This is a genomic window from Methyloceanibacter sp. (genome assembly GCF_050999895.1).
Lineage (GTDB): Bacteria > Pseudomonadota > Alphaproteobacteria > Rhizobiales > Methyloligellaceae > Methyloceanibacter.
Map to the genome: position 1 here is coordinate 1 of NZ_JBPCOU010000002.1, position 25,414 is coordinate 25,414.

General features: G+C 64.1%; 28 protein-coding genes, 1 other RNA gene and 1 pseudogene. 15 read left to right on the top strand and 15 right to left on the bottom strand.

From position 1 onward, the window contains the following. A partial coding sequence (locus ACR2J1_RS00050) for a glutathione S-transferase N-terminal domain-containing protein (protein WP_434017298.1) occupies positions 1-195 on the bottom strand: 195 nt, incomplete at its 3' end. Between ACR2J1_RS00050 and ACR2J1_RS00055 the strand changes: the two genes are divergently transcribed. Both ACR2J1_RS00055 and ACR2J1_RS00060 read left to right on the top strand, forming a co-directional pair. Next, entirely contained in the window at positions 194-1,651 is a 1,458-nt protein-coding gene (locus ACR2J1_RS00055; protein ID WP_434017299.1) for a leucyl aminopeptidase family protein, read from the top strand. The genes ACR2J1_RS00050 and ACR2J1_RS00055 overlap by 2 nt on opposite strands. Positions 1,652-1,695: 44 nt before the next feature. After that, a complete protein-coding gene (locus ACR2J1_RS00060; RefSeq protein ID WP_434017300.1) occupies positions 1,696-2,556 on the top strand; it encodes an NlpC/P60 family protein in 861 nt (286 codons plus the stop codon). A 149-nt stretch (positions 2,557-2,705) separates the two neighbouring features. Here ACR2J1_RS00060 and ACR2J1_RS00065 read toward each other — a convergent pair whose 3' ends face one another. Further along, positions 2,706-4,319, bottom strand: coding sequence for an ABC transporter ATP-binding protein (locus ACR2J1_RS00065; RefSeq protein WP_434017301.1), 1,614 nt, complete (start codon positions 4,317-4,319; stop codon positions 2,706-2,708). Between ACR2J1_RS00065 and ACR2J1_RS00070 the strand changes: the two genes are divergently transcribed. Beyond that, on the top strand, positions 4,240-4,560 hold the full coding sequence (locus ACR2J1_RS00070) for a pentapeptide repeat-containing protein (RefSeq protein ID WP_434017302.1): 321 nt from the start codon (positions 4,240-4,242) through the stop codon (positions 4,558-4,560). The two genes, ACR2J1_RS00065 and ACR2J1_RS00070, sit on opposite strands and share 80 nt — an antisense overlap. On the opposite strand, the gene ACR2J1_RS00075 is transcribed toward ACR2J1_RS00070, so the two are convergent. The 6 genes from ACR2J1_RS00075 to ACR2J1_RS00100 all read right to left on the bottom strand — a co-directional run bounded on the left by ACR2J1_RS00075 (position 4,469) and on the right by ACR2J1_RS00100 (position 13,157). Continuing rightward, positions 4,469-5,377 (bottom strand): cation diffusion facilitator family transporter, encoded by a 909-nt coding sequence (locus ACR2J1_RS00075; protein ID WP_434017303.1) that lies wholly within the window; start codon positions 5,375-5,377, stop codon positions 4,469-4,471. The two genes, ACR2J1_RS00070 and ACR2J1_RS00075, sit on opposite strands and share 92 nt — an antisense overlap. Next, positions 5,377-6,546, bottom strand: coding sequence for an ABC transporter permease (locus ACR2J1_RS00080; protein ID WP_434017304.1), 1,170 nt, complete (start codon positions 6,544-6,546; stop codon positions 5,377-5,379). Before ACR2J1_RS00080 ends, ACR2J1_RS00075 begins: the two co-directional genes overlap by 1 nt. A gap of 2 nt (positions 6,547-6,548) precedes the next feature. Beyond that, the gene (locus ACR2J1_RS00085; protein ID WP_434017305.1) at positions 6,549-7,664 is read right to left on the bottom strand and encodes a microcin C ABC transporter permease YejB; all 1,116 of its coding nucleotides are present in this window, start codon (positions 7,662-7,664) and stop codon (positions 6,549-6,551) included. Then, positions 7,661-9,610, bottom strand: coding sequence for an extracellular solute-binding protein (locus ACR2J1_RS00090; protein WP_434017324.1), 1,950 nt, complete (start codon positions 9,608-9,610; stop codon positions 7,661-7,663). The genes ACR2J1_RS00085 and ACR2J1_RS00090 overlap by 4 nt, the downstream gene beginning before the upstream one ends. A gap of 62 nt (positions 9,611-9,672) precedes the next feature. Further along, a complete protein-coding gene (locus ACR2J1_RS00095) occupies positions 9,673-11,514 on the bottom strand; it encodes an extracellular solute-binding protein (protein WP_434017306.1) in 1,842 nt (613 codons plus the stop codon). Between the two features lie 284 nt (positions 11,515-11,798). Beyond that, positions 11,799-13,157, bottom strand: coding sequence for a c-type cytochrome (locus ACR2J1_RS00100; protein ID WP_434017307.1), 1,359 nt, complete (start codon positions 13,155-13,157; stop codon positions 11,799-11,801). A gap of 151 nt (positions 13,158-13,308) precedes the next feature. On the opposite strand from ACR2J1_RS00100, the gene ACR2J1_RS00105 reads away from it, so the two are divergent. From ACR2J1_RS00105 to ACR2J1_RS00135, 7 genes are all read left to right on the top strand, one after another. Then, entirely contained in the window at positions 13,309-14,046 is a 738-nt protein-coding gene (locus ACR2J1_RS00105) for a 3-deoxy-manno-octulosonate cytidylyltransferase (RefSeq protein WP_434017308.1), read from the top strand. A 23-nt stretch (positions 14,047-14,069) separates the two neighbouring features. Continuing rightward, entirely contained in the window at positions 14,070-14,933 is an 864-nt protein-coding gene (locus ACR2J1_RS00110; RefSeq protein ID WP_434017309.1) for a prephenate dehydratase, read from the top strand. A 52-nt stretch (positions 14,934-14,985) separates the two neighbouring features. Beyond that, positions 14,986-15,082: signal recognition particle sRNA small type (ffs, locus tag ACR2J1_RS00115), an RNA gene on the top strand. 88 nt (positions 15,083-15,170) lie between these two features. Beyond that, positions 15,171-16,970, top strand: coding sequence for a DNA polymerase III subunit gamma/tau (locus tag ACR2J1_RS00120; RefSeq protein ID WP_434017310.1), 1,800 nt, complete (start codon positions 15,171-15,173; stop codon positions 16,968-16,970). After that, positions 16,967-17,287, top strand: coding sequence for a YbaB/EbfC family nucleoid-associated protein (locus tag ACR2J1_RS00125; RefSeq protein ID WP_434017311.1), 321 nt, complete (start codon positions 16,967-16,969; stop codon positions 17,285-17,287). Before ACR2J1_RS00120 ends, ACR2J1_RS00125 begins: the two co-directional genes overlap by 4 nt. Positions 17,288-17,440: 153 nt before the next feature. Continuing rightward, positions 17,441-18,046, top strand: a complete 606-nt coding sequence (gene recR, locus ACR2J1_RS00130) for a recombination mediator RecR (protein WP_434017312.1) — start codon at positions 17,441-17,443, stop codon at positions 18,044-18,046. After that, on the top strand, positions 18,046-18,945 hold the full coding sequence (locus ACR2J1_RS00135) for a sulfotransferase domain-containing protein (RefSeq protein WP_434017313.1): 900 nt from the start codon (positions 18,046-18,048) through the stop codon (positions 18,943-18,945). The genes recR and ACR2J1_RS00135 overlap by 1 nt, the downstream gene beginning before the upstream one ends. On the opposite strand, the gene ACR2J1_RS00140 is transcribed toward ACR2J1_RS00135, so the two are convergent. The 3 genes from ACR2J1_RS00140 to ACR2J1_RS00150 are packed head-to-tail and all read right to left on the bottom strand — an operon-like array spanning position 18,942 to position 21,097. After that, positions 18,942-19,457, bottom strand: coding sequence for an HNH endonuclease family protein (locus ACR2J1_RS00140; RefSeq protein ID WP_434017314.1), 516 nt, complete (start codon positions 19,455-19,457; stop codon positions 18,942-18,944). The two genes, ACR2J1_RS00135 and ACR2J1_RS00140, sit on opposite strands and share 4 nt — an antisense overlap. Positions 19,458-19,499: 42 nt before the next feature. Then, positions 19,500-19,715: a hypothetical protein gene (locus ACR2J1_RS00145; RefSeq protein ID WP_434017315.1), complete on the bottom strand. Its 216-nt coding sequence runs from the start codon at positions 19,713-19,715 to the stop codon at positions 19,500-19,502. After that, entirely contained in the window at positions 19,712-21,097 is a 1,386-nt protein-coding gene (locus ACR2J1_RS00150; RefSeq protein ID WP_434017316.1) for an AmpG family muropeptide MFS transporter, read from the bottom strand. The genes ACR2J1_RS00145 and ACR2J1_RS00150 overlap by 4 nt, the downstream gene beginning before the upstream one ends. 62 nt (positions 21,098-21,159) lie before the next feature. On the opposite strand from ACR2J1_RS00150, the pseudogene ACR2J1_RS00155 reads away from it, so the two are divergent. Together ACR2J1_RS00155 and ACR2J1_RS00160 are read left to right on the top strand one after the other, a co-directional pair. Further along, positions 21,160-21,282 (top strand): annotated as a pseudogene (locus tag ACR2J1_RS00155) (VOC family protein); the annotation flags it as partial. Positions 21,283-21,304: 22 nt separating this feature from the next. Then, entirely contained in the window at positions 21,305-21,715 is a 411-nt protein-coding gene (locus tag ACR2J1_RS00160; protein WP_434017317.1) for a VOC family protein, read from the top strand. Here ACR2J1_RS00160 and ACR2J1_RS00165 read toward each other — a convergent pair. After that, positions 21,712-22,179, bottom strand: coding sequence for a potassium channel family protein (locus tag ACR2J1_RS00165; RefSeq protein WP_434017318.1), 468 nt, complete (start codon positions 22,177-22,179; stop codon positions 21,712-21,714). The two genes, ACR2J1_RS00160 and ACR2J1_RS00165, sit on opposite strands and share 4 nt — an antisense overlap. Positions 22,180-22,186: 7 nt before the next feature. Continuing rightward, complete coding sequence (locus ACR2J1_RS00170) at positions 22,187-23,404, bottom strand: DNA recombination protein RmuC (protein ID WP_434017319.1); 1,218 nt, start codon at positions 23,402-23,404, stop codon at positions 22,187-22,189. A gap of 201 nt (positions 23,405-23,605) precedes the next feature. Here ACR2J1_RS00170 and def point away from each other — a divergent pair, with 201 nt between their 5' ends. Beyond that, complete coding sequence (def, locus tag ACR2J1_RS00175) at positions 23,606-24,124, top strand: peptide deformylase (protein ID WP_434017320.1); 519 nt, start codon at positions 23,606-23,608, stop codon at positions 24,122-24,124. Here the strand turns inward: def and ACR2J1_RS00180 are convergent. Both ACR2J1_RS00180 and ACR2J1_RS00185 read right to left on the bottom strand, forming a co-directional pair. Next, on the bottom strand, positions 24,121-24,411 hold the full coding sequence (locus ACR2J1_RS00180) for a type II toxin-antitoxin system RelE/ParE family toxin (RefSeq protein ID WP_434017325.1): 291 nt from the start codon (positions 24,409-24,411) through the stop codon (positions 24,121-24,123). The genes def and ACR2J1_RS00180 overlap by 4 nt on opposite strands. Beyond that, the gene (locus ACR2J1_RS00185; RefSeq protein WP_434017321.1) at positions 24,408-24,533 is read right to left on the bottom strand and encodes a hypothetical protein; all 126 of its coding nucleotides are present in this window, start codon (positions 24,531-24,533) and stop codon (positions 24,408-24,410) included. Before ACR2J1_RS00185 ends, ACR2J1_RS00180 begins: the two co-directional genes overlap by 4 nt. A 183-nt stretch (positions 24,534-24,716) precedes the next feature. On the opposite strand from ACR2J1_RS00185, the gene ACR2J1_RS00190 reads away from it, so the two are divergent. Together ACR2J1_RS00190 and ACR2J1_RS00195 are read left to right on the top strand one after the other, a co-directional pair. Then, positions 24,717-24,935 (top strand): hypothetical protein, encoded by a 219-nt coding sequence (locus tag ACR2J1_RS00190; protein WP_434017322.1) that lies wholly within the window; start codon positions 24,717-24,719, stop codon positions 24,933-24,935. Positions 24,936-24,978: 43 nt separating this feature from the next. Beyond that, a partial coding sequence (locus ACR2J1_RS00195; protein ID WP_434017323.1) for a methionyl-tRNA formyltransferase occupies positions 24,979-25,414 on the top strand: 436 nt, incomplete at its 3' end.

Sequence of the window (25,414 nt, forward strand, 5' to 3'; positions counted from 1 at the left end):
CTCGTCGGCCCTGAGCACCGGCACCTTGCCGGCGGGAGAGTGGCGCAGGATCGCCGCCTTGCTCTCAGGCTGCCGCAGCCTGATGCAGATCTCGGTGAACGGGATGCCGCACTGCTTGAGCGCGAGCCAGGGCCTAAGGCTCCAGGAGGAGAAGGTCTTGTCCCCGATCACGAGGGTATAGGAAGGAGTGCCCATGCCGCGCCTCAAAGCATTGTCATTGCCGCACTCCCCTGCCATTAATGTCCGCGCTCATCAAGCTTCGTTCATCCTCGCCTCGATGCCAAAAATCAAAACGCTCCAGTCCGCGCGCCGCGTAGCGGCAGCTCTCCTCCCGCCGGAGGATGCACCCGACGCCGTTCCCATCTGGCTCATCGGCGGCAACGGCGACGCTGCGCTCAAGGACCTGACCGACGCGCAACGGCGCTGGGTCGAAGCGCGCGACTGGTCGCCGAAGCAAGGGTCTGTCCTTCTCCTTCCCGAGAGCGACGGCGGCATCGCGGCCGTACTTCTCGGCACCGGAAGCAATGGTGCGGTGAAAGCGCCGCTTCTGACGGGCGTGCTGCCGGGAACGCTGCCGGGCGCCACCTACCGCTTCGCCTCCAAGCTCGACGATCCAGAACTTGCGGTGCTCGGCTTCCTCGCCGGTCTTTATCGTTTCAGCCGCTACAAGGATGACGGGCAAGCAAAGCCGAAGCGTCTCGTCATGCCGGAGGGCCTCGACCGCGATCGAGTCCTGGCTCTGGCGGAAGCGCTCTATCTCGGCCGCGACCTCATCAACACGCCCGCCAACGATTTCGGCCCCGCGGAACTCGAAGCTGCCACGCGCGAGCTTGCCAATGAATATGGCGGCAGCATCAAGGTCACCGAAGGCTCAGGCCTGCTTGCCGATAACTTCCCGATGATCCACGCCGTGGGCCGCGCCAGCGACCGCGCCCCGCGCCTCATCGACCTGCATTGGGGCTCCGAGCATGCGCCGAAGGTGACGATCATCGGCAAGGGCATCTGCTTCGATACCGGCGGCCTCGACATCAAGCCGGCGAGCGCCATGCTCCAGATGAAGAAGGACATGGGCGGCGCGGCCGCGGCGCTGTCCTTCGCGCTTCTCGTCATGCGCGCGAAGCTGCCGGTTCGCTTGCGAGTTCTGATCCCCGCCGCCGACAATGCGATCGCCGGCAACGCCTTCCGTCCGGGCGATGTGCTACCGAGCCGGAACGGCATGACCGTGGAGATCGGCAACACCGACGCCGAAGGGCGTCTCGTGCTCGCCGACGCCATCAGCCTCGCCGACGAGGAGGCGCCGGATTACCTGATTACCATTGCCACGCTGACGGGCGCGGCGCGCGTCGCGCTCGGGCCCGACCTGCCGCCTCTTTTCAGCAATGACGACGCGTTGGCCGCGAGCCTGCTCGGTCACGGCGAGGCGGTCGGCGATCCTTTGTGGCGCATGCCGTTCTGGGCGCCTTATGACAAGAAGCTCGCAAGCTCCATCGCAGACGTGAACCACATCGCCGACGGCGCCTATGCCGGCTCTATCATGGCCGCTCTGTTTCTCAAGCGCTTCGTCTCCAAGGCGAAGCGTTTCGCGCATCTCGACATTTTCGGCTGGGTTCCGGCCGAGCAGCCCGGACGCCCGAAAGGCGGCGAGCCGTAGGCGGCGCGCGCCCTGTTCGCCTTCTTCCGCGAAGAGCTCGGGTCGTGATCAACGGCGTCCTTCCCGACCCCCGCCGCCACGCCTACCGCGACGACCTCGCCCACGACTCGCTCCGCCATCACGTCAAAGCCGCGCGCTACGTGAGCGGAGAGCGCCGCCAGGTCAAAGCGCCCGTGCTGCCGCTGCGCCGCGAGCCGCGCGGGGATTCGCGCCTGGAGAGCGAGGCGCTGCTCGGCGAGACCCTGACCTTGCTGGATGAGGAGGAAGGCTGGGCCTGGGTGCAACTCGAGCGGGACGGCTATGTCGGCTACATCCCCGGCGACGGCCTGACCGCCAACATCGCGCCGCCGACGCATCGCATCGCCGCGCTCAGGACCTATGTTTTCTCAAGGCCCGACGGCAAGTCGGTGCCGCTGTCCCTGCTGAGCCTCAACGCCGCCGTGACGGCAACCGGCGAGGAGGGCAAGTTTCTCAGCCTTCAAGGCGGCTTTGTCTTTGCCGGTCATGCCACCCCGATCGCCACCTTTTCCCCCGATCCTGTCGCGGTCGCGGAAGCCTTCCTGGGCGCGCCCTATCTCTGGGGCGGACGCACGAGCATCGGCCTCGATTGCTCGGGACTGGTGCAGCTCGCCGCCGAAGCGGCCGGCCTCAAATGTCCGCGCGACGCCGATATGCAGGCGCAAGAATATGGGCGCCCCGTCGATATACGGGACGCCCTTAAACTTCGTCGCGGCGATTTGGTGTTTTGGGAAGGTCATGTGGGCATCATGGTGAGCCCGACTGATCTTCTCCATGCCAACGCCTATCACATGGCGGTCGAGCGCGAACCGCTGGACCTCGCCAAGGCGCGCATCAAAGCGGCGCTTGGCAGCGACGTGACCGGCGTTCGCCGTCTTTCAAATTAGAGAACGTTGAGAAGATAGAGAAGAATGGTGATGGGATCGGAATCCCGACCAGCCAGAGAAGAATTCCGCGCATGGTTATGGTCCTGCCTGTTGATTGAAGCGCGGTTGGAACGCAGGCCCTGAAGGTTGGTTCCGGCGAGTTCGGGCTGCTACGTCGCGACGGCGGCACTGCCGACGGCCTCGAGCGCGAAGGCCGCGGCGAGCAGGGCCTTGGTGTAGTCCGTCTTGGGGTGCGCGAAGACCTCTTGCGCGGTCCCTTGCTCGACGACCTTGCCGTTCCGCATCACGATGATGGAATTGGCGAGCGCCCGCACGACTTTGAGATCGTGGCTTATGAAGACGTAAGCGAGCTTGTGCTTGCGCTGTAGCTCGCGCAGCAGGTCGACGATCTGCGCCTGCACCGAAACGTCGAGCGCCGAGGTTGGCTCGTCGAGGATCAGGAATTTCGGCTCCAGCACGAGCGCGCGGGCGATGGCGATGCGCTGGCGCTGGCCGCCTGAGAATTCGTGTGGATAACGGTCTTGCAAGGCTGGATCGAGCCCGACTTCGCGCAGCGCCTGCGAGACCCGGTTCCGCCGCTCCTCGCGCTTAAGCCCAGGCTGCTGGATCAGCAGGCCCTCCTCGATGATCTGGCTCACCGAAAGCCTGGGACTGAGCGAGCCGTAGGGATCCTGGAACACGATCTGCATGTCGCGCCGGAGCGGGCGCATCGCCTTGGAGTCGAGGCCATCGATGCGGCTGCCGAGATAGACGATCGGGCCTTCGCTGGAGATGAGGCGAAGCAGCGCGTGGCCGAGCGTGGTCTTGCCGGAGCCGGACTCGCCCACGACGCCGAGTGTCTGGCCCTCCTGCACCGCGAGATCGACACCGTCGACGGCCTTGATGTAACCGACGATCTGGCGCAGGAAACCGCGCCTGATTGGAAACCACACCTTCAAATCCTTGGTCTCCAGGATGACCGGCGCGTTCGCGTCGGCGGGGGGCGGCGAGCCCTTGGGCTCCGAGGCCAGCAGATGCTTGGTGTAGGGATGTTGCGGGTTCGAGAAGATATCGCGGGTCACGCCCCGCTCCACGATCTCCCCATTATTCATCACGCAGACGCGGTCCGCCATCTTGCGCACGATACCGAGATCGTGGGTGATGAGCAGCATCGCCATGTTGAACTCGTCCTTGAGCTTCAGAAGCAGGTCGAGGATCTGCGCCTGGATCGTCACGTCGAGTGCGGTGGTGGGCTCGTCGGCGATGAGCAGGTCCGGCTCGTTCGCGAGCGCCATGGCGATCATCACACGCTGGCGCTGGCCGCCGGACAGCTGATGCGGATAGGCGCTGAGCCGGCCCTTGGGATCGTCGATGCCAACCTTTTCCAGAAGATCGAGCACGCGGACGCGCGCCGCGCGGTCCGACATGCCGCGATGGATCTTTAGAATCTCCGCGATTTGCTGCTCGATCGTGTGCAGCGGATTGAGTGAGGTCATCGGCTCCTGGAAGATCATCGAGATCTGGTTGCCGCGAATGCGGCGGAGAGCCTCGGGCGGCAGCGCCAGCACATCCTCGCCCTTGAAGGAGATCGCGCCCGAGGGATGCGTCGCGGACGGGTAGGGGAGCAGGCGCAGGATCGAGAGCGCCGTCACGGTCTTGCCGGAACCGGACTCTCCCACGAGCGCCACGGTCTCGCCCTTCTTGATGTCGAAGGACACATGCCGCACGGCCTCGGTCACGTTGTCGCCGTTGCGGAACGTGACCGAGAGATCGTCGACCCGCACCAGTTCGCCGCCGTCACGCGGCGTCTTGGCCGGCGGTGTTTTGGACGGCGCAGTTTTCCGTGGGGCGGTCTTGCGTGGCGCAGACTTGCTCGCGGCCCTCTTGGTTGCTGCTGTCTTGGTCGCTGCAGTCTTGCGCGGCGTGGCTTTGGTCATGCTTTCGCCTGCTCGTCCGCGCATTCGCCGCGCTCGATTTCGACCGTGGCGTGATCGAGGCCGAAGCGGTCTTTCAGCCGCGCCTTGATGCCTTTTACGAGGAGGTCGGAGTCCTGCGTCTCCCGCATGCAGGCATGCAGCGTCACCATGCGCCGCGCCTGAGTGATCGACCACACATGCACATGGTGAACCTCTTTCAATCCCGGGACATTGGCGACAAGGTCGGGGCCGATGGCGCGCGTGTCCACCTCGGTCGGTGCGCCCTCCAGCAGGATGTGACCGGCGTCGGCGACGACTTGCCAGCCGCTCCGCACGATGATGGCGGCGACGACGAGGGAGAGCACTGGATCGATGGGCGTCCAACCGGTGGCGAGAATCACCGCTCCAGCGATCAATGCGGCGACGGAGCCGAGGAGATCGCCGAGCACATGGATCGCGGCGCCGCGCACATTCAGATTCTCGCGGTCCGCCCCTTGCAGCAGCCAGAACGCGCCGAGATTGACGGCAAGGCCGAGCGTGGCGACCACCACCATGATGCCGCCGGACACATGTGGCGTCGCGGACAGGCGCTCGATGGCCTCGTAGACGATCCAAGCCGCGATGGCGAAGAGAGCGATCCCGTTGGTGAACGCAACCAGCACCTGAAAGCGGTCGAAGCCGTAGGTGCGCCGCCAGTCCGCGGGACGCCGCGCTAGCCGGAAGGCGAACCACGCGAGCGCCAAGGAGGCAAAGTCGGTGAGCATGTGGCCGGCATCGGCCAACAGCGCGAGCGAGCCGGAGACGATACCGCCGGCGACCTCGGCGAACACGAAGGCCCCGGTGAGAAGCGCGGCATAGCCCATGCGGCGCTCATTGGCGTCGCTGCCGTGGGTACGGGCGTGGCCATGATCGTGCGAGTCGTGCATCACGACCTCGCCAGCGTCTTGCGCGGGTCGAGCGCATCACGCACCGCCTCGCCGATGAAGATGAGCAGGGACAGCATGAGCGCGATGACGAAGAAGGCGGTGAGCCCGAGCCACGGCGCTTGCAGATTGTCCTTGCCTTGCGCCAAGAGCTCGCCGATCGAAGTCGATCCCGGCGGCAGGCCGAAGCCGAGAAAGTCGAGCGACGTGAGCGTGGTGATCGAACCGTTGAGAATGAAGGGCATGAAGGTGAGCGTCGCCACCATCGCGTTCGGCAACAGATGCTTGAAGATGATCTTCATGTTGGAGAGGCCGAGCGCGCGGGCCGCGGTGACATATTCGAAGTTGCGCGCGCGCAGGAATTCGGCGCGTACCACGCCCACCAGCGCCACCCACGAGAACGCCAAGAGGATGCCGAGCAGAATCCAGAAATTGGGCTCGATCACGGCTGCGATGATGATGAGCAGATAGAGCTGCGGAACGCTGGTCCAGATTTCGATGAAGCGCTGGAACATGAGATCGGTCCAGCCGCCGAAATAGCCCTGGACGGCACCCGCGGTGACCCCGATCAGCGAGGAGAACAGCGTCAGCGTGAGCCCGAACAGGACCGACAGGCGGAAGCCGTAAATGATGCGCGCGACGACATCGCGGCCCTGATCGTCGGTGCCGAGCCAGTTCCATTCCAGCGTGTCGTTGCAGGGATGGAAGTCCCGTTCCACCGCGAGCTTGCAGTCCTCCGCGGTAAGCAGCCAGGTGGGCTTCGCCGGAAAGGGCATTGGCGGGTTCTTGTTCTGCGTATTGTAGGAAAAATGGATCGGCGGCCAGATCATCCAGCCGCCGCTGTCCTTGATCAGATCCTTGACGACGGGATCGCGATAATCCGCCTCGGTCTCGAAAATGCCGCCAAACGCCGTCTCCGGATAGGCATTGAAGATCGGCACATAATACTGGCCTTCATATTTCACCAGCAGCGGCTTGTCGTTGGCGATGAACTCCGAGAACAGGCTGAGTACGAACAGCGCAAGAAAGATCCAGAGCGACCAGTAGCCCCGCCGGTTGGCGCGGAAGATCTCCCAGCGCCGCCGCTGTAGGACCGATAGCCACGGCCGCTTGCGTGGAATGCCGCGCGCCGCGACTTCCTCGATGAGTGTGGTGTCGGTGGGCGCGTCCATCCCTAGACCTCGCGCGTCTCGAAATCGATGCGCGGATCGACCCAGGTATAGGTGAGGTCGGAGATCAGATTGATGACGAGGCCGAGCAGCGAGAAGATGTAGACGGTGGCGAACACGACGGGGTAGTCCCGGTTCATCACGGACTCAAAGCCGAGCAGCCCGAGCCCGTCGAGGGTGAAGATCGTCTCGATCAGGAGCGAGCCCGCGAAGAACGCGCCGATAAACGCGCCGGGAAAGCCTGCGATGATGATGAGCATGGCGTTGCGGAAGACATGGCCATAGAGCACCTGATGCTCGGTCAGCCCCTTAGCCTTCGCCGTCATCACATATTGCTTCTTGATCTCCTCTAGGAACGAATTCTTGGTGAGGAAGGTGATCGTGGCGAAGGCCGACAGCGACATCGCGATCAGCGGCAGCACCAAGTGCCAGAAATAATCGAGGATCTTCTCCGGCCAGGGCAGCGACGACCAGTTGTCGGAGGTGAGGCCGCGCAAGGGGAAGATCTGCATGAAAGACCCGCCGGCGAACAGCACGATCAGGAACACCGCGACGAGGAAGCCGGGAATCGCATACCCGATCACGATGACGCTGCTCGACCACACGTCGAACTCGGAGCCGTCGCGCACGGCCTTGCGGATGCCGAGCGGAATCGAGATCGCGTAGGAGATGAGCGTCATCCACAAGCCGAGCGAAATGGAGACCGGCATACGCTCAGCGACAAGCGACAGCACGCTCGTGTCGCGGAAATAGCTCTCGCCGAAATCGAAGCGGAGATAATTCCAGACCATAAGGCCGAAGCGCTCATAGGCCGGCTTGTCGAAGCCGAACTGCTTTTCCAGGGATTTGATGAATTCCGGGTCGAGGCCTTGCGCGCCGCGATATTTGGACGGGGAGGCGATGTCGCCCGGCACGCCCTGGCCCGCGCGGCCGGCGCCCGCCATGTCGCCGCCGCCGCCGCTGAACTTGGCCGTGGCCGCCACGTCGGTCCCGGTCAGCTGCGCGATGACGCGTTCCACCGGTCCGCCCGGCGCAAACTGCACCACGACGAACGTCACCAGCATGATGCCGAGCATGGTGGGGATGATCAGCAGCAGTCGGCGCAGGATATAGGCGGTCATTTCTTGCGGGCGGCTCGCTTCGCTCTGACGAACAGAAACACCACGATCACAAGGCCGAGCAGCGCGATCGCGAACACGACGCCGCGGATATGCGGCTTGCCGGTTTCGGTCTTGTCGGCAAATTCGGTTGCCGCGCTCAGGCTCGCTTTCGGCGGGGCCGCGGCGGTCTTGAGATTGGCGGCCTTTTCCTTGTCGAACCACCAGGTATCGAGGATGCCGCGGTCGAAGCGCGGCTTCGTCTCGGGCCTCGAGAACTTGTCCCAATAGGCGATATTGTGTGACGCCTTATACCAATGCGGCACCCAATAATGCTGCGCCCGCAGCACGCGGTCGAGCGCACGCGACGCGGTGGTGAGCTCGTCCCGGTTCTTGGCGGCGATGACGCGCTCGATCAGCGCATCCACCGCGGGATCTTCGATACCGGCGAGATTGAGGGAGCCGTCCATCTTCGCCGCGTCGGAGCCAAAATAGCTGCGCAGCTCCACGCCGGGCGTGTTGCGCATCGCATAACGCTGCGTCGTGACGTCGAAATCGAAGTCCTTCAATCGCTGCTGATACTGCGCGGGGTCGACCATGCGCATATGCGCATCGATGCCGAGCAGCTTCAGGTTCTTGAGATAAGGCGCGTTGACGCGCTCAAAGGTCGGCTCGAACATCAGAATCTCGACCTTGAGCGGTTCGCCCTTGTCATTCACGCGCCTGCCGTCCTTGACGGTCCAGCCGGCCGCGTCGAGCAGCTTGCCGGCCTCCTGGAGCAATTTGCGGTCTTGACCCGAGCCGTCGGTTTTTGGCGGCAGGTAGACGGCCTTCAGCGCGCCTTCCGGCACCGGCACGCCGAGGCCCTCCAGCAGTGTTCGCTCCGCAGCGGAGGGCTCACCCGCCGCCTTCATGGGAGAGTTCTCGAAGTAGCTCTCGGTGCGCTGATAGAGCCCGTAGAAAATGTTGCGGTTGGTCCAGTCGAAATCGAAAGCGAGATCGAGCGCCTGGCGCACGCGGGGGTCTTTCAGCCGCTCGCGCCGCGTATTGATGAAGAAGCCTTGCGTGCCCGACGGTGTCTCGTCGGGAAGCGTCTCCTTCTTCACCTTGCCGTCGCGGATGGCCCGGAAATCATATTCGTTGGACCACACCTTCGCGGTGAATTCTTCGCGCAGATCGTAGGCGCCGGCCTTGAACCCCTCCATGCCCGCCGTGCGGTCGCGGAAATATTCGTAAGTGACGGAGTCGAAATTCCAGCGCCCGCGATTAACGGGCAGGTCCTTGGCCCAATAATCCGGGTTCCGCCGGTAGACGATGCTGCGGCCTTGCGCGATCTTGTCGACAACATAGGGGCCGGATCCGAGCGGTGGGTCGAGCGTCGTCTCGTCGAAAGGCTTCGTGGCGTAATAGGTCTTTGAGAAGATCGGGAGCGCTGCGACCGTGAGCGGCAGGTCGCGCACGAGATCGCCCTTGAACGTGTAACGCACCGTGGCGGGGTCGATGGCTTCTGCCGTCACCACGTCTTGCAGCATCTGCCCAAAGAGCGGATGCCCTTTGGTCTTGAGCGCCTCGAAGGAATAGACGGCGTCCTCCGCCCTGACGGGACTGCCGTCGCTGAAGCGGGCTTCGGGGTGCAGGTAGAAGGTAACGCTCATGCCGTCGTCGGCGACCTCGCCGCTCTCGGCGACCAGGCCATAGACGGCGTCCGGCTCGTCGGCGGCAGGCACCATCAGCGAGTCGAACAGAACTTCGAGGCCCTGCGCCGCGTCGCCTTTCAGAATGTAGTTGTTGAGGCTGTTGAAGGTGGTGACGCCGCCCCAGCCGACGAGCGAGAAGGCGCCGCCTTTGGGGGCATCGGGATTGGCATAGGCGAAATTCTTGAAATCGGCGGGGTAGCGGAGGTCGCCGAAGGCCGAAAGCCCATGCTTGCGTTCTGCCGCGCTGCCTGGTGCCACCGCCACGGCGAGCACGAGGAGCAACAGGGCTCCAACGAAAAACCTTAGTGTTTCCGGGCGATCACGATGCATCGGCGCTATGACGGCTCCCGCAGGGTCTCGGCCTTGTGATACCACCAGACTTGCAAGAAGCCAGGGGTCAGGCCCGGCAAAGTCTCCGGCTGCCCATAACGATTCCAATAGGCGATCCGCACTTCCGGCGAAAACCATTGCGGCACCACGAAGTCGTTCCAGAGGAGAACGCGGTCCAACGCCCGGGTGGCGGCGACCAGTTCGTCCCTGTCCTTGGCGAAGATCACCCTATCGACGAGCTTGTCGATGGCAGGATCTTTGATGCCGATGAGATTGGTGCTGCCCTCGCGGCCGGCCGCCTCGCTGCCCCAATAGTCGCGCTGCTCGTTGCCGGGCGAATTCGACTGCGCAAAATTGCCGACCACGATGTCGTAATCGAAGCTGTTCAGCCGCCGCGTATATTGCGCGGTGTCCACGAGCCGGAGCGTGCCCTTGATGCCGAGCCGCTGAAGCGCCTGGAGATAAGGCTGCACGATGCGCTCGAACAGCGGCGAGACGATCAGAAACTCGACCGTCATCTGCTGCCCGGTCTTGGTGCTGACGAGCACGCCGTTTTTGATCTCGTAGCCGGCCTCCTTCAGCAGCTGCACCGCCTTGCGCAGATTGGCGCGATTATCGTCGGTCGTGCTGTTAATCGGATTGCGGTGCACGTCGGTGAAGACTTCCGGCGGCACCTGATCCTTCACCTCGTTCAGGATCGCAAGCTCCGCGCCTTGCGGCAGTTCGGCGGGCGCAGCGAGCTCGCTGTTCTGGAAATAGCTGCCGACCCGCTCATATTGGCCGTAGAACAAATTCTTGTTGGCCCACTCGAAATCGTAAGCGAGGTTGAACGCCTGCCGCACGCGGCGATCGGTGAATTGCGGACGCCGCACATTGAAGACGAAGGCCTGCATGGGCTGCGTGCGCTTGATCTCCACTTCCTGGCGCTTGATGCGGCCGTCTTTCACGGCGGCGAAATCGTAGGCCGTAGCCCAGCTCTTCGCGCTCGACTCCTGCCAATAGTCGAGATTGCCGGCCTTGAAGCTCTCGAACGCAACGGTCTGGTCGCGATAATATTCGAAGCGAATCTCGTCGTAGTTCCACTGCCCTTTGTTGACGGGCAGATCCTTGCCCCAATAATCCGTCACCCGCTCGAACGCGATGGAGCGGCCAGGCTTCACCTCCTCGATGCGGTAGGGACCTGAGCCGAGCGGGGGCTCGAGCGTCGTCGCCAAGGGATCGCGGGCGTTGCCGCTGGCGTCTTTGCCCGTCCAGTAATGTTTCGGCAGGATCGTGAGCTGACCCAAGATCATCGGCAGCTCGCGGTTGTTCTTCACGTCGAAGGTGAACGTCACCTCGTAGTCGCCCGTGACCTCCGCCTTGGTCACGTTCTTGTAATAGAGGCCGAGGCGCGGATTGGCCTCCTTGCTGATGCCGAGACTGTAGATCACGTCGTCAGGTGTGATGGGCGTGCCGTCGTGCCAGCGCGCTTCTTTGCGCAGCTTGAAGGTGACGGAGGAATAGTCCGCCGGATAGGACGCCGTTTCCGCGATCAACCCATACGATGTCGACGGCTCATCGATGCTGTCGCTCATCAGGGTCTCGTAGACGAGCCCGACCCCAGCCGCAGCCTCGCCCTTGTAGAGAATGGGGTTGAGGCTATCATAGCCGCCTATATCGGCGAGGCGCACGACACCGCCTTTGGGCGCATCAGGATTGACGTAGTTGAAATGGGTGAAATCGGCCTTGTATTTCGGCTCGCCGATTAGGGAGAGCGCATGGTGCTGAACCGGCGCGTCTTGGGCGAAAGCCGAGCCGGCGAGGACGCCGGCGAGGAGCAGGGGGATTGCAGAGCGAAGATAGGGCATGGGGGCCAAACGGGCTCCATCGGAAAGAGGGATGGCTACTGTTGGAACAGCCTCACGCTGCATTTGGGCCCGCCTCAAGGCATGCGCCCCTTGGTCCGCCTGGGTTTATCATGGGAACCGGCGCAGCCAAATGAATAATCGGTCATTTGAGCACGTGCGAGGGCCGGAAAGCGCCAAAAATGCGCGGTGGCCTGGCCAGCAAAAAAAGCAGCCCGCGTGGGCTGCCTTTGCTTGCGTCCTATGCCGAGCGGCTCCTGTTGGCCGTACCGCTCGCCCTGACGGGCCTAGAGGCCGCCCGGATAGACCGGCTGCGGCTGCGACGGGGAAGGGGGCTCGCCCATTGACGGTGCGGCGCCATCCGATGCGGCCGGCTCCTCAGACAGCGATTTCGTCGTGTCGGCGGCAGGAGGCGTCGCCTCGGCCGGCGGAGCACTCTCCGCGGCGGGAGGCGTGGCCTCGGCGGGAGGCGTGCTCTCCGCGGCCGGCGGCGCGGGCGGGAAAGCCGGTGCGGCGGGCTCCGGCGTGAGATCTTTCGGCGGTGACGGCGAGGCGTCAGGCGCCGGCGCAGGTGCAGCCGGCGTCTCGGCGGCGGGGGCTGCCTCGCCTTCCGCGGCTGGCGCGGGCGCGGGCGTGTTCGCAGCCGGTGCGGCACTCTTCTCCCCGCCGGCCTCAGGCAGAGGCGCCGGGCTGTCGCTGTTTTCGCGCAGATAGGCGATGATGTTTGCACGCTTCTTGTCATCCGCAACGCCCGGGAAAGCCATCATCGTGCCCGGCGCGAAGGCCTGCGGATTCTTGAGCCAAGGATCGAGATTCTCGTAGCTCCACACACCCTCATGCGCCTTCAGTGCAGGCGTGTAGTTGAAGCCCTCATGCCCCGCGATCGTATGGCCGATAACGCCGTACAGATTGGGACCGACCAGCGTCGCGCCGCCTTTCTCGAAGCTGTGGCACACCTTGCAAAGCGCAGCGTCTGCCTGGCCCTGCTTGGCATCGGCCGTGGCGATGAGCGCGAGGATCGGCGAGCCGGCGGCGGCCTCGCCTTTGCCCGCTTCCTTGCCGGCAGGCGCGCCGCCTTCAGGTGCGGCCGCGGCCGCGGGGGCCTCAGGCAGCGGCGGAGGGTTGTCGGTCTTGGTGCGAATGAACATCAAGAGGTCCGCGCGCTGCTTGATGTCGGGCAGGCCGGGGAACAGCGCCATCTTGGTGCCGGGCGCGAAGATGTTGGGGCTGTGCACCATCTCGTCGATGCTGAGATAGTCCCAGTTGCCTTCCTTGGCCTGGAGCGCCGCGGAATATTCGTAGCCTTCATGCGACGCGATATCGCGGCCGAGCACGCCATACAGGTTCGGGCCGATCATGTTCGGACCGCCTTTATCGAAGCCGTGACACACGGCGCATTTCTTGGAGACGTCGCCGCCGCGCGCGGCGTCGGCGGTGGCCAACGCTGCGATCAAGGCGGCTTCCTCGCCGCCCGCCGCGCCCTTGCCGTCTTCGCCTTCCTTCTTCTCCGTGCCTGCAACCTCGTAGCCGGGCTTCTCTGGCTCATGCTCTTCGAAGGCGATGTTGATCAACGTTCGCGTGCCGAAAAAGAGCAGCAGTGCGCCCAGCACGGCCATGGCAATTTGATTGTAGCGGTAGTACTTCATGGTCGACTTTTCCTCCCCCAGGCCAGGCTACTTGCTGTAGCTCTTGCTGCGCGGCGTGAGACTATAGAGGGTACCGGCCTGTTGCAACTTGAGCCTTTTGCCCTTTGTGCAAGTGTGGCGGTCCCATGTTTGCCGGTGCTAACAGAGCCTTATGTCAAGCTGTCTGATCGTCATCCCGGCCAGAATGAAGGCCACCCGCCTGCCGAATAAGCCGTTGGCGGATATCGGCGGCGAACCCATGATCGTGCATGTTTGGCGGCGCGCCGTTGCTGCCGATTGCGGACCCGTTGTGGTCGCAACCGACGACGAGGCGGTGCGCGACGTCATCGCGGTCGCGGGCGGCGAAGCCTTGATGACGCGGGCGGATCATGCCAGCGGCTCGGACCGGATTTTCGAGGCCGTGCGGCTGTTCGACCACGACCAGAGCGTCGAGACCGTGGTCAATGTGCAGGGCGATCTTCCCACGCTGGATCCCGCCCTTGTGCGAGCGTGCCTCGGCGCGCTCGCCGGCGCCGATATCGGCACCATCGCCGCGCAGATCACACGCGACGAGGAGCGCAGCAATCCGAATGTCGTGAAGGTCGTGGGCACGCCCCTTGCGGATCGTCCTGCCACGCTGCGTGCGCTGTATTTCACGCGCGCCACGGCGCCCTATGGCGATGGGCCGCTCTACCATCATATCGGCATCTACGCTTACACGCGCGCCGCTCTGCAGCGCTTTGTCTCGCTGCCGCCGTCGCCGCTCGAAACCCGCGAGAAGCTTGAGCAGCTTCGCGCTCTCGAGGACGGCATGCGCATTCACGTCGGTCTCGTTGACACCGTTCCCCTCGGTGTCGATACTCCGGACGACCTTGAGCGGGCGCGTGAGCTCCTGACATCCCGCCGCTGATTTCCGCCCGCAATCCGAAGACCATGCCCAAAACCCGCTCCAATAAAATCGCCTTCCAGGGCGAGCCCGGCGCCAACTCGCATCTCGCCTGCCGCGACGCCTATCCGGCGATGGAGGCCATGCCGTGCCCGACCTTCGAGGACGCGCTGGCTGCCGTGAAGGGCGGCGCGGGGCGGCTCGCCATGATCCCGATCGAGAACTCGGTGGCGGGCCGCGTCGCCGACATTCACCATCTGCTGCCGGATTCAGGCCTCTTCATCGTCGCTGAGCATTTCGAGCGTGTGCGCCATCAGCTCCTCACTCTGCCGGGCGTGAAGCTCGCCGCGCTCAAGACTGTGCACAGCCACACCATGGCGCTTGGCCAATGCCGCAAGATCATCCGCGAGCTGAAGCTGAAGCCGGTGTCCGAGGCCGACACCGCGGGTGCCGCGCGGGAGCTGCGCGAATCCGGTGACCAGACGGCCGCCGTGATCGCGTCCGCTTTGGCCGCCGAGGTCTACGGGCTCGAGATCGCGCGCGCGGATATCGAGGATGCCGAGCACAACACGACACGCTTCGTGATTCTCGCCGCGAAGGCTGTCGACGTACCCGCAGGCGACGGCCCGGTCATCACCACGTTCGTCTTCCGCGTGCGCAACGTGCCGGCCGCCCTGTACAAGGCGCTCGGCGGCTTTGCCACCAACGGCGTCAACATGACGAAGCTCGAATCCTATCAGCTCGAAGGCTCGTTCAACGCCACCATGTTCTATGCCGATATCGAGGGCCACCCCGACGAGCGCCGCGTGACGCTCGCCATGGAGGAGCTCGGCTTCTTCACGAGCGAGGTCCTGGTGCTTGGCACCTATCCCACGAGCCGTTTCCGCGCCGCTTTGAAGGCGGCGGATTGAGCGAGCGAAGGCGGGTTGCCAGTTTAGCCCCTGTCCCCGATATACTGCCTCGGGAGGTTGGCGGCAGGCGCGTGCCTCGCCAACCGGGTCAGATCCGGAAGGAAGCAGCCCTAACGAGCGCTTCGCGGGTTGTCTGTCCAGCCTCCCACCTCATCTTGCGTTATCGCATCCGTCGCGCGGCCATGCGCGGCATCGCCCGACCGCTGAAGCAGAGCCTTGGCGTGAAAGTTGGCTTCGATGGCTGAATCGGACAAAGGCAAGAAAAAAGCAGCCGAGGGCTCGGCCGCCGGCAAGGCGGAAGGCTCCTCTACGGCTGCCGCTGCCGCCTACACTGCGCTCGCACGCAAATACCGGCCGCAGAGTTTCGCCGAGCTGATCGGCCAGGACGCCATGGTGCAGACGCTGCGCAACACCTTCAGCTCCAACCACATCGCGCAGGCCTATATGCTGACCGGCGTCCGCGGCGTCGGCAAGACGACGACAGCGAGGCTGATCGCGCGCGCGCTCAATTACGAACAGGAGGGCAGCGACGCAGGGGCGACGCTCGATATGGCGAGCGAGGGCGTGCATTGCCGCGCCATCCTTGAGAGCCGTCATCTCGACGTGATCGAGATGGATGCGGCCTCCCACACGGGCATCGACGACGTGCGCGATCTCATCGACAGCGCGCACTACAAGCCCAATACCGCCCGCTACAAGGTCTACATCGTCGACGAAGTGCACATGCTGTCGAAGCAGGCCTTTAACGGTCTGCTGAAGACGCTCGAGGAACCGCCGCTGCATGTGAAGTTCATCTTCGCCACCACCGAAGTGCGCAAGGTTCCGGTCACGGTGCTGTCGCGCTGCCAGCGCTTCGACCTGCGCCGCATCGAAGTCGACGAGCTGACCGATCATCTCGCGCGTGTCGTGGCTGAGGAAGGCGCCTCCGCCGACCGCGCCGCGCTCACGCTGATCGCGCGTGCCGCCGAAGGCTCCGTGCGCGACGCGCTCTCGATCTTGGACCGCGCCATCGCCTTCGGCTCCGGCAAGCTTGAGGCAGGTGGCGTGCGCGGGCTGCTGGGTTTGGCGGACGCGAGCCGCATCTTCGACCTGCTCGAGACCGTGCTGTCGGGCGACACCGGCAAGGCGCTCGCCGAGCTTGCCTTCCTCAATCGCGACGGCGCGGAGCCCGGGCAGATCGTCACCGACCTGGCCGACGCCGTCCATGCCGTGACCCGCATCAAGGCCGCCGGCACCGGGGCCGTGGACCCCGCCGCGAGCGAGGCAGAGCGCAGCCGCGCGCTGGACCTCGCCGAGCGGCTGTCGATGCCGGTGCTTGCGCGCGCCTGGCAGATGCTAATCAAGGGCTATGACGAGGTGCGGTCGAGCCCCCGGCCGCTGGCGGCCGCCGACATGGTGCTGGTGCGCCTTGCCTACGCCGCCGACCTGCCGCCGCCTGGTGAGCTTGCGCGCGCGCTGCCAACCGATCGCGCACCCGAGACGAAATCCGTTGAGCGACAGGCGCCTCCGCAGCCGCCCAAGCGAGAGCCTGTGGCGATGGCACCCCCCATGCCGGAGCCGCCGCTTGCTGAGGCTCCGCCTTCCGGCCCCGAGGAAGGTGCGCCCTCTGCCGACCTCAATTCCTTCGACGATGTCGTGGCGCTGGCTGACCAGAAGCGCGATCTCAAGCTCAAAAACGCGCTGATGGAGCAGGTGCGCCTCGTCCATTTCAAGCCCGGCAATCTCGAGCTCAATCAGCTCCCGGCCGCGCCGCGCGACCTGACGCAGGAGTTGATGCGCAAGCTGAAGCTCTGGACCGGGCGGGTCTGGATTGTTGCCGTCAGCGACAAGGAGGGGCAGACGCCTCTTGGCGTGCAGCGCCGCGAGCGCGAGGCGCGCGAGCTGGAGGCGATCAAGCAGCACCCCGCCGTCAAGCAAGTGCTCCAGCATTTCCCCGATGCCCGCATCGCCGCCGTGCGGCCGAGCGCGCCGAAACCGGGGCTGGAGGATCAGGCGGGCGAACCGGACGAGTACACGGAGGACGGAACCAACCGATGAAAAACTTCACGCAGATGATGAAGCAGGCCCAGGAGTTGCAAGGCCGCATGGCCGAGATGCAGGCTGAGATGGAGAACACCCGCTGCGAGGGGCGCTCCGGTGCGGGCCTTGTCGTTGTCACGCTCAACGGCAAGGGCGATTTGATGGGCATCAAGATCGATCCGTCCCTCATCAAGCCGGACGAGGCAGAGATCCTGGAAGACCTCATCGTTGCCGCGCATAGCGACGCCAAGGACAAGCTCGAAGAGATGATGAAGCAAAAAATGAAGAGCCTCACCGGAGGCCTGCCGCTGCCGCCCGGGCTGAACCCGTTTTGATGCGCGAAGCTGTTTTCACCCATCAGGTCATGGCCGGGCTTGTCCCGGCCATCCACGTCTTTCTTTTTGTGCGGCCCAATCGAGGATGCCCGGATCAAGTCCGGGCATGACGAGGCGCGGACAAGCGCCATGTGCGCGGGAAGGCCTGCTAAAATGGCGCGGGTAGCGGCGGGACCCGAGATCGAACGTCTCATTCAGCTCCTGGCGCGCCTGCCGGGGCTTGGCCCTCGCTCGGCGCGGCGCGCGGCGCTGCATCTCGTCAAGAAGAAGGAACAGCTGCTGGGGCCGCTCGCCTCCGCTCTCGCCGAGACACGTGATACGATCGTCACCTGCGACAATTGCGGGAACATCGACACCATGTCGGCCTGCACGCTCTGCCGCGATCCCGCCCGCGACCGCTCGCTTATCTGCGTCGTCGAGGAGGTTGGCGATCTCTGGGCGCTGGAACGCGCCGCCGTCTTGAACGGGCTGTATCATGTGCTCGGCGGCACGCTGTCGCCGCTCGACGGTGTAGGCCCCGAGGACCTTTTCATCGCCAGGCTCGTCGAGCGCGCGGGAGCGCCGGAGGTCACCGAGATTCTTCTCGCCCTCAACGCCACGGTGGAGGGTCAGTCCACGGCGCACTACCTCACCGACCACCTGTCCGGCTGCAACGTCGTCGTGTCGCGTCTCGCCCACGGCGTGCCCATCGGCGGCGAACTCGATTATCTCGATGAAGGCACACTCGCCGCGGCCGTCAAGGCCCGCAAGGTGATGTGATGCAAAGCGGCGGGAGCGAGTGGCCGCGGAAGACGCGCGAGCTGCATAACCACCATTTCGATTCCACGGCCTGGAACGACTTTCCGTTCCGCGATGACGATATCGTCATCGCCACCTACGCGAAGTCCGGCACCACCTGGGTGCAGCAGATCGTGAGCCAGCTCATCTTCGACGGCGCCGAAGATCTGCCCGTTTCCGACATGTCGCCCTGGCTCGACCTTCGCGTGCCGCCGAAAGAGGTGAAGCTTGCGGCGCTCGAAGCGCAGACCCATCGCCGCTTCATCAAGACGCATCTTCCCGTCGATGCGCTCGTCTTCTCGCCACGCGCGAAATACTTCTATGTCGGCCGCGACGGCCGCGACGTGCTGTGGAGCCTCTACAATCACCACGTGAACGCCAACGAAACCTGGTACCGCGCGCTGAACGACACGCCCGGCCGCGTCGGCCCGCCCATCGAGAAACCCAACCCCGACATTCGCGCCTATTTCCACGAATGGCTGGAGGGCGATGGCTATCCCTTCTGGTCCTTCTTCGAGCATGTCGGGAGCTGGTGGGAAATCCGGGACCTGCCGAACGTGATGCTTCTCAATTTCGCCGAGCTGAAGCGCGATCCCGAAGGCGCCATCCGCAAGATCGCGGCCTTTCTCGACATTCCTATCGACGCGCGGAGCCTGCCTCGGATTCTGGAGCACTGCTCGTTCGACTACATGAAGACGCGCGCGCCGAAGACCGTGCCCAATCAAGGCGCGTTGTGGCAGGGCGGCGCCGGCACTTTCATCAACAAGGGCGTGAACGGCCGCTGGCGGGATGTGCTGAGCAAGAACGAGAGCACACGCTACGAGAAAATCGCGCGCCGCGAGCTCGGCGATGCCTGCGCCAATTGGCTTGCGGGGAGTTAGATCGGCAGGATTTGCCGGAGCATCCGCATCATCACGGCATGGCGATGGCGAATGTCCCGCTCCGTCCACGTCTCATAACGGGCGAGCGTGCCTGTGAGGGGGAACATGCTGACATTGGAAAGCGCGAAAATGATCTGCTTCTTCTGCGCAAAGTCGTTGTTCCGGGCCGACGTGTTCATCTTGCCCGTGAGCAGCGCATAATTGCCTAGGAGTTCGCAGAGCGCCTTTCGGCTTCCCGCATTCGGATAAGTTTCAAGCCATAGGCTCCTCCCGTTCGGCTTCTGCGGCAAGACGTGCTCGATCGTAGCGTCATCCGGAAAATGCGGAGGAAGACCGGGGTGCAGAATGAGCGTATTCAGCCTGAGCAAAAGGTGGCGCAAGAATTTCTTGCGCGCAGAAATTGGTCCCTCGAGCAGCTCCCGCAATTTGGCGGTTTCGGCGTTGGTCAGAAAAAGCGCGCCGCGCGTCATGGTGGCAGCGCCGGTCAGAAGCACGTTCAGACGAGGATACAAGTATGAGTTGTGCGAAGATAATATGCCCGCCCTGCGGGCTGGCTAAGGCCCCAAAACTCCGCCGTCGTAGTCGTCGATGAGCTGCTGCATGGAGCGGCCGATCTGCGCGCGGCAGTCGGCGGTGAGGTCCGCGCGGGCAAAGACATCGGCGAGCACGTCTTGCTCCATCTCGCCGCCTATCCACACCCCGACCAATCCGCCGATCACCAAAGCGGCCACCACGCCCAAAATCCACACAAGATTTCTCGATGAAGTCATGAGGAGTCCTCCTCCCGTTGCTCGCGGCGGTCGATGGCGGCGAAGTCGCCGCGTTGTTGCAGAACCCAAAGCAGCAGCAGTCCGGGCAAGGCGGCAAAGGCGGTGAGGGCGAAGAACCAGATCCAGCCGGTACTCTCGGCGACGAAGCCCGACATCGCCGACAGCGTCGTGCGCCCGACGGCCGCCAAAGCCGTGAGCAGCGCGAATTGCGTGGCGGTATGCGCGGGGCTGGTGCAGAGCGCCGAGAGATAGGCGACGAACACGACCGTCCCGATCGCACCGGTAAAATTCTCGATGGAGATCGTGGCGGCAAGGGCAGCGTGATTGACGCCCATCCAAGCCTGCCAGGAAAAGGCGAGATTGGAGAACATCTGTAGCAGCCCCGCGATGAGGAGCGCGCCGGCCAGCGGCATCGCGCGCGCGATGATGCCGCCCGCGAGCCCGCCGAGCAGCGCCGCGATCAGTCCCACGCCTTTGACGATGGCTGCGTAGCTCGCTTTGTCGAAGCCGATCGCGAGCACGAAGGGCCCCGTCATCACGCCTGCGAAGGTGTCGCAGAGCTTGTAGGCGATGACGAAGAGGAGGATGAGCAGCGCGTCGCGTTTGGTGAGGAAATCGGCGAAGGCGTCGTAGGCTGTCCGGCCGAAGCGCGCGAGCGCGTTGCCTTGGCGCTCGCCGAGCGCTTCAGCCTCGGCCTCGCGCTCCTTCTCGCGCGGCTCTTCTGCGGCGAGCGCGGCGGCCATGCCGACGAGCACCAGCGCCGCCATCGCCGCGTAGCCGTAGAACCAGACGATGTCGCGATCGACGCCGATCACCTCGAGATAGGCGACGAGCGCCACCGCGCCGGCCGTGGAGGCGAGCATCCCGATGCGATAGGCGGCGACGAAATAGGCCATGCCGGCTGCCTGCTGGTCGGTCTTGAGATATTCCACGCGGAATGCGTCGATGACGATGTCTTGCGTGGCCGAGGCCGCCGCCACGATCAGGGCGGCGCCCGCGATCATCAGCGGCGCCTTCAGCGGATCCTGGGCGCCGAGCAGCAGGATCGCGACCATGAGCAGAAGCTGGGAGAACACGAGCCAGCCGCGGCGGTGGCCGAGCGCGCGGCTGAGCAACGGCACCTTGAAGGCGTCTACGATCGGCGCCCAGAGGAACTTGATGGTGTAGGGCAGCCCGACCAGCGCGTAGAGCCCGATCGTGCCGAGATCGACGCCGACATCCTTCATCCACAGCAGCAGTGTGGAGCCCGAAAGCGCAAGCGGCAGCCCGGAGGAGAAGCCGAGCACGAGGATGGTGAGGACGCGGCGGTCGAAGAAAACGGCGGCGGCCCGCAAAAAGCGAGCCCCCAAACTTACCCGCTCGCGTCCCTCGGTCACGGCCATCGCGACGCTACATAGCAGCCCCGCGTGATGGCGTCAGGCGGAAACGGATAGGCTCATGCGCGTTGTGCCTCGAAAACAAAGGAGCAAAGCCATGGTCATGCGCGTGGTCGGGTGATCATCTCGTCATAAGGGTCGGCGATTACGAAACATCCAAAGCCTTTTACGACAGGCTGTTCCGCTTTCTCGGCTTCAAGGTGCTGGACGAATATGCCGGCGCCAAGGGCTGGACCACGGCAAGACGCGCTTCTGGATCGTCCCGGCGGATGCGACAGGCAAGGAGCATCCCTATCGCATCGGGATATCGGCTTTCACCATTATGCGTTCGAGCTGCGCAACCGGAAGGACGTCGACGGCTTGCAGGCGTTCCTACATCAGGAGGGCGTCACCATCGTCGACCCTGCCGACGAGTATTACGACGACTATTACGTTGTGTTCTTCCTCGACCCCGACGGCCTCAAGCTCGAAGGCATGAAATATGGCGAGCTAAAAGCGAAAGCCGCGCGCAAACGGGCGGCCGCCAAAAAGACAGAGGCGGCGAAGAAAACCTCAGTCAAGAAAGGCGCGAAGAAGAGCGCGGCGGCAAAGACCGCGCGCGGCAGACGCGCCCGCTTCTTCTAGGAGCCGCTTTTCGCAGTGTCGGGCGCGGTCTTCGGAGACTTGACGGCGCCGTGGTCTGTCCGCCGCAGCACTTCGAGAATGACCGCCGTCGACCAGCCGATGAGCATGATGCCGTTCAACGCCGTCAGCGGCCCGAGCATCTGCCAGCGTTCCACGGGCAGCACGTCGCCATAGCCGAGCGTCGTGTAATTGCCGAAGGCGAAATAGACGAGATCGGTCCCCGGCGCCGCTGCCTCCGCCAAGCCGTAGGTAAAAGCCCACAGAATGACCTCGACGTAATGACCGGCAACGAGAAGGGTCCCGGTCGCGACGATGACGACGGTGCGCTGCACGAGATCGTAGATGAACGAGCCCTGCGCCACCGAGAGCCGCTGCACGGTCCGGACCACGATCGCCATCAGCAGGGCATGAATGATGAGATTGACCATGCTTGTTGCGCCGCCGACCAGCCTTGCTTCCCACATGCGGGCCTCACTCGCCCGCGAGCAGGTCCGGCTGGCGGAAGCCGCCATTGCGCTGGCGCTCGCCCGCGCTGGGGCGGGGCGGGGCTTGCGCCGCCGCCGGCGCGTCGTGGCCGTTGCGTGGGCTAGGCGCGATCTGCTCGGGCTCCGCGCCGAAATCCAAAGTCTCGATCCTGCGCCCGCGCGACGCGACGCGGTCCGATGAGGTGAGGATCTTCTCGATGTCGGTATTGGCCTGGCCGAAATGGCGCTGCAGGTCGAGCACGCGGTCGCGCAAGCGCCCGACATCTTCCATCAAGGTCACCACCTCGCGCTGGATGAGATGCGCCTGCTCGCGCATCTTCACGTCCTTCAGGATCGCTTGCATGGTCTGCACCGCGAGCATCAGCATGTTCGGCGCGCAGATCACGATGCGCGAACGATGTGCCTTCTGCACGACGTCGCTGAAATGCTCGCAGAGATCGGCATAGATCGCCTCCGACGGCACGAACAGGATCGCGGTGTCCTGCGTTTCGCCGGTGATGAAGTAACGCTCCGCCATTGCATCGATGTGGCGGACGACGTCGATCCGCACGCGCTTCGACGCTTCCTTCTTCTCCTCGTCGCGCCGCGCGATGCGAAACGCCTCGAAGCCTTCCAGCGGAAATTTGGCGTCGATGACGATGCTGCCCGCATTGTTCGGCATATGCAGCACGCAGTCCGGGCGCTTGCCGTTGGAGAGCGTCGCCTGGAAGGTGTAGCTGCCTTTCGGCAGCCCATCCTGAATGATGGCCTCCATGCGGATCTGGCCGAAGGCGCCGCGCGACTGCTTGTTGGCGAGGATCTCTTTCAGCGACACCATGTTGCTGGAGAGGTCGGTCAGGTTCTTCTGCGCCGTGTCGATCACCGCGAGCCGCTCGTTGAGCTTGGCGATGGAGTCTGTGGTCTTGCGCGAGGTCTCGGTCAGGTCGGAGCCGACGCGATGCGTCATGCGGTCGAGCCGCTCGTTGACGGCGCGGGCGAGGTCGCCATGGCGCGAGATGCTGATCTCGGCCAGTGTCTGGAGCCGCCCCTTCAGCTCGGCAAGATGCGCGTCCTGCGCGCCGGCCTCCTGCTTCCGCCGGCTCATATGCACGAAGAGCGCGATCACGAGCACGCAGAGGACAAGGGTGACGATGGCCGCGAGCGCGAGAAAAAGCACCGCCGGCTCGAGCGTGATCGACCCTACATCTATGGGCTGAAAGTCCATGGCCCCTTAGCTATAGCCCGATTCGGCCGGCTCCGAGACCAAAACAGGAACGCTTGACCCTTGCCGCTCCCTCTTCTTGGAACCTCTTGATAGGGCCGGAGCCCGTGTTGCCCTTCGGCGGGTGCTCCGCGGCTTTTCATCTGTGAAAGCAGCGTTACAGCACGTTGACCGCCGCGCGGCGCACACTTATGTCAGCCTCAAATGGCGATTCTTCCTATTCTCACCATCCCCGAGCCGATCCTGCGCAGGCAAGCCGCGCCCGTCGAGCGCGTGGACGAGCCCTTGCGCCGGCTTATAGATGACATGCTCGCCACCATGTACGACGCCCCAGGCGTTGGCCTCGCCGCGCCGCAGATCGGCATCTCGCGCCGTCTCATCGTCATGGATCCGACCAAGGACGAGGACGAGAAGGCGCCGCTCGTCATGGTGAACCCGAAACTGCTGGAGCGCTCCGATGAGCTCCGCCTGCACGAGGAGGGCTGCCTCTCCATTCCCGACTTCACCGCCGAGATCGAACGACCGGCGCGCGTGCGCATCGCCTTCATTGACAAAGAAGGCAAGGCGCAAGAGACCGAGCTCGAAGGCATCTGGGCGACCGTCGTGCAGCACGAGATCGATCACCTCGAAGGCCTGCTCTTCATCGACTATCTGTCGCGGCTGAAGCGCGACATGGTGGTGAAGAAATTCACCAAGGCAAAGCGCACCGAGAAGGCGCTCTAGCCCTCTTGTGTACGGTCTTGCGCTCCATGCAGCACGGCGAGAACCACAATCTCGTGCCGCACGGCGTCAAATCGATAGATGATAATGTAGGGATACTCGATTGGCTCGCGTGTGTCGGCGACAAGACCTGGACGTCCCATTTGGACGAGAGCGTCGATCTCCAAGAATGAAATCCGGTCACGGATTCGCGCGACCATTGCGGCCGTGGCTGATGAATCGTCCTTCGCGATCCATCGAAAGTTACGATCGAGGTCCTCCACCGCCGCGGCGTGAAGAACAACCTTCAGACACCGTAGCGCTGGCGCAGCCGCGTGTTGAACTCGGCGAGTGTAAGCGTTTGCGGCTCGCTTTCGGCAAGCCGTCGGCGCACCTCTTTGGCTTGCTCCTCGTTGAGCGTCAGCGCGCTCATGTCCTGAGCCTCCATCAGTCGTGCGACTTCAGCGAGGTCCGTCTGGCGCTCGGACGGCCAAGTCAGGAAGCGGTCGAGGATTTGCTTTACTGTGCTTTCGTCATTTGCGCATTTTACCAGTTCACCGGCTGTAAGCCATGGGCTAATCAGCGTGCAGCCGACCCTCAAGCAGGGAGTAACGCCATGGGGCTCCTCATCGCCTCCATCGCGCTCGAAGTCGCCGTCGCCATCGTGGCTTGCCTCGCCGCTGTGAAGGGGCGACCCTATCTCTTCGGCCTCGCCTTCACCTTCGGCGTCTATGTCCTCTATGACCTCGGCCGCCTATTGGGCCATAATGTGGAGAAGGGCATCCTGTCGGTCCTCTTTCTCGCCGCCAGTGCGATGGGGTCTCTATCGCCATAAGGCGTAATTGCCCCTTTACCCGTCGCGGTGACATAAGAGGCCCATGACCTCCATGCGCCTGATCTTCATGGGCACGCCCGATTTCGCCGTGCCGACACTGTCCGCGCTGTTAGGAGCGGGGCACGAGATCGTCGCCGTCTATACCCAGCCGCCGCGCGCAGCCGGGCGGGGCATGAATTTGCGCAAGTCCCCAGTGCAGCTTGCGGCCGAGGCGGCGGGGCTGCCGGTCTTGAGCCCGGAGATCCTGAAATCCGTTGAAGAGCAAAGCCGCTTCGCAGCACTAAAAGCCGATATTGCGGTCGTGGTGGCCTATGGCCTCTTGCTGCCGAAGCCAATCCTCGATGCCCCGCGCCATGGCTGCTTCAATCTCCATGCGTCCCACTTGCCGCGCTGGGGGGGGGGGGGGAAAACGCAACGCGCCACCACGAAAAGGGAAACAAAGAAAAGCACCACCACCACACAAACAAACGAAAGACCCA

Bases quoted from the DNA above. Each gene is read 5' to 3' on its own strand.
- ACR2J1_RS00095 (WP_434017306.1), bottom strand. From the start codon at position 11,514: ATGCCCTATCTTCGCTCTGCAATCCCCCTGCTCCTCGCCGGCGTCCTC.
- ACR2J1_RS00190 (WP_434017322.1), top strand. From the start codon at position 24,717: ATGGGGCTCCTCATCGCCTCCATCGCGCTCGAAGTCGCCGTCGCCATC.
- ACR2J1_RS00150 (WP_434017316.1), bottom strand. From the start codon at position 21,097: ATGGCCGTGACCGAGGGACGCGAGCGGGTAAGTTTGGGGGCTCGCTTT.
- ACR2J1_RS00160 (WP_434017317.1), top strand. From the start codon at position 21,305: ATGCCGGCGCCAAGGGCTGGACCACGGCAAGACGCGCTTCTGGATCGT.
- ACR2J1_RS00085 (WP_434017305.1), bottom strand. From the start codon at position 7,664: ATGACCGCCTATATCCTGCGCCGACTGCTGCTGATCATCCCCACCATG.
- ACR2J1_RS00185 (WP_434017321.1), bottom strand. From the start codon at position 24,533: ATGAGCGCGCTGACGCTCAACGAGGAGCAAGCCAAAGAGGTGCGCCGA.
- ACR2J1_RS00055 (WP_434017299.1), top strand. From the start codon at position 194: ATGCCGCGCCTCAAAGCATTGTCATTGCCGCACTCCCCTGCCATTAAT.
- ACR2J1_RS00075 (WP_434017303.1), bottom strand. From the start codon at position 5,377: ATGCACGACTCGCACGATCATGGCCACGCCCGTACCCACGGCAGCGAC.
- def (WP_434017320.1), top strand. From the start codon at position 23,606: ATGGCGATTCTTCCTATTCTCACCATCCCCGAGCCGATCCTGCGCAGG.
- ACR2J1_RS00070 (WP_434017302.1), top strand. From the start codon at position 4,240: ATGTCGAAGGACACATGCCGCACGGCCTCGGTCACGTTGTCGCCGTTG.
- ACR2J1_RS00080 (WP_434017304.1), bottom strand. From the start codon at position 6,546: ATGGACGCGCCCACCGACACCACACTCATCGAGGAAGTCGCGGCGCGC.
- ACR2J1_RS00110 (WP_434017309.1), top strand. From the start codon at position 14,070: ATGCCCAAAACCCGCTCCAATAAAATCGCCTTCCAGGGCGAGCCCGGC.
- ACR2J1_RS00145 (WP_434017315.1), bottom strand. From the start codon at position 19,715: ATGACTTCATCGAGAAATCTTGTGTGGATTTTGGGCGTGGTGGCCGCT.
- ACR2J1_RS00125 (WP_434017311.1), top strand. From the start codon at position 16,967: ATGAAAAACTTCACGCAGATGATGAAGCAGGCCCAGGAGTTGCAAGGC.
- ACR2J1_RS00165 (WP_434017318.1), bottom strand. From the start codon at position 22,179: ATGTGGGAAGCAAGGCTGGTCGGCGGCGCAACAAGCATGGTCAATCTC.
- ACR2J1_RS00170 (WP_434017319.1), bottom strand. From the start codon at position 23,404: ATGGACTTTCAGCCCATAGATGTAGGGTCGATCACGCTCGAGCCGGCG.
- ACR2J1_RS00105 (WP_434017308.1), top strand. From the start codon at position 13,309: ATGTCAAGCTGTCTGATCGTCATCCCGGCCAGAATGAAGGCCACCCGC.
- ACR2J1_RS00100 (WP_434017307.1), bottom strand. From the start codon at position 13,157: ATGAAGTACTACCGCTACAATCAAATTGCCATGGCCGTGCTGGGCGCA.
- ACR2J1_RS00120 (WP_434017310.1), top strand. From the start codon at position 15,171: ATGGCTGAATCGGACAAAGGCAAGAAAAAAGCAGCCGAGGGCTCGGCC.
- recR (WP_434017312.1), top strand. From the start codon at position 17,441: ATGGCGCGGGTAGCGGCGGGACCCGAGATCGAACGTCTCATTCAGCTC.
- ACR2J1_RS00135 (WP_434017313.1), top strand. From the start codon at position 18,046: ATGCAAAGCGGCGGGAGCGAGTGGCCGCGGAAGACGCGCGAGCTGCAT.